Origin of the sequence: Ructibacterium gallinarum (assembly GCF_014982785.1) — a bacterium.
In the GTDB taxonomy this organism is placed as follows: domain Bacteria; phylum Bacillota; class Clostridia; order Monoglobales; family Monoglobaceae; genus Ructibacterium; species Ructibacterium gallinarum.
Genome location: NZ_JADCKB010000064.1, coordinates 1 through 1,672 on the forward strand (window position 1 = coordinate 1; position 1,672 = coordinate 1,672).

Sequence of the window (1,672 nt, forward strand, 5' to 3'; positions counted from 1 at the left end):
CCGGCGGCAGGAATGCCCCTGCGCTTTGGGCAAGCTCCGTCTCGTCAAGGCCGCAGTACGGACAGACCTGTGCTTCTCCTTTTTCTTTCATGCACCCCATACATAATCCCATTTTTTTCGCTCCCTTAAATATCTTTTTCAAAATGCTGGTAATCTTTTAAGCTGGACCAATCTCCGCCCCAGCGCCAGCCGTATTTTTTAAAAATTTGTACGCAGACATCATCTGGCTGTATCATACCCTTTACCTTCCGGGAGCGATCCAAATAGGGTTCGCCTTGGGGAGGCAGAATCGTGTTGGTAGAGAACTGAATATAGGGATTGACCAAAGGGTTGATGTCAATGGCGGCTCCCAGCTGATGAAAACTCAGTCCTCCTGAACTTTCTATGGGTCGGTCGTTAAAAGCGCTTGTGTTGTTATCTGCCATGGAAAGGATGTCATCACCATAATAAAAACAGGCAGGCTGCATTTTTTCAATGGGAAATTCAGCTTTATAAAGTTCGCGAAATATCTGCAGGACTTCTTGCGCAAGAGTACAGTGAACAATCAATTTCCCTTGGCCTATTTTGCCGTTGTAATCGTAAAAGCTGATGGTTAAACAACGCAGATCTTCAAAAGACACCGGAGAGCTTTCAGAAATAGTCACTCCCCACATTTTTTCCTGCAGGGCAGGCGGAATTTCCTCTGAGGAAAAAACAGGTTTCGGATCTGACTCCGATGTAGAAGCGGTCACTTTAGGAATATTTGATGTCTTTGATGAATCAGACTGAGATATTACAAGGAAGAGCAAGCAACCTCCTGCGCAAATTGCAATTATTAAGATGCACAACAAGACAGTTACAAGCATATGTTGTTTTTTCATCCTGCATTACCTGCCGACGGATCTTGCGTATAATCAAGGACACGAAGTTTCCCGTCTTCCTTTTCCATAAGATAGACCCAATTTTCACTGCCGTGATTTATCTGGTCGTTTTTTAATTCTGTATATGCTTCAAAAGCCCAGACATAATAGGTGTTGCCGTTTTTGCGGATGCTTTTGATCATAGAGTCATCGATTTGATAGCTTAAAATATTATATTTGTTAAAATAATTCCACTGGTTTTTCATGGCTTCTGAACCGGGTTTTAGGTAAGGACTTAGATAGCTATGAAAGGTGTCAGCATCCCGTGCCCCTGATGTGACAAAGGCGGCATACTGCTGATAATAACCCTGCAGGGTATCAGAAACCAACTGAAATTCATTTTGCTGGGTAACCAGCTCAGAGCCCTCGATACCATACATATTTTTGTAGGTATAGGAGGGAATGTACAGATCTGGCAGAAGAAGGGTAGGTGTCGGCGTTGCTGTAGCCGGTGCGGCAGTTGCCGTAGCCTGAACCGGGGCTTTTGTGGAGCCAGTGGCCAGATTCTGTTTAGGGGAATTTTGAAGCAGAAAGAAAAATGTCCCCGCAACCAGAAATAAAACAGTGGCCGCACCGAAAATCATTCCAATAAAGAGACCGGAATGTGTAGTTACAGTAGTTTTTGAGGCTGGTTTTTGCGGTAATGTATTTTCCTCGGGAGTCGTTGGAACCCAAGTTGTGCTTTGGCCGTTGAGGGCATTTTGCAGCTGTTCCACAGAGGAAAAGCGATCGGCGGCCCGCACTGCCATGCCAAGGCGAATGGCAGACTGAAT

Annotated in this window: 2 protein-coding genes; both read right to left on the reverse strand. The window is 45.0% G+C overall.

Features of this window, described 5'->3' with window-relative positions; all coding sequences use genetic code 11:
- Window positions 1–125 precede the first annotated feature (125 nt).
- A complete protein-coding gene (locus INF28_RS13050; protein WP_226393814.1) occupies window positions 126–731 on the reverse strand; it encodes a M15 family metallopeptidase in 606 nt (201 codons plus the stop codon).
- A 125-nt stretch (window positions 732–856) separates the two neighbouring features.
- The coding region (locus INF28_RS12670) for a TcaA NTF2-like domain-containing protein (RefSeq protein ID WP_226393815.1) at window positions 857–1,672 on the reverse strand (816 nt) is incomplete at its 5' end.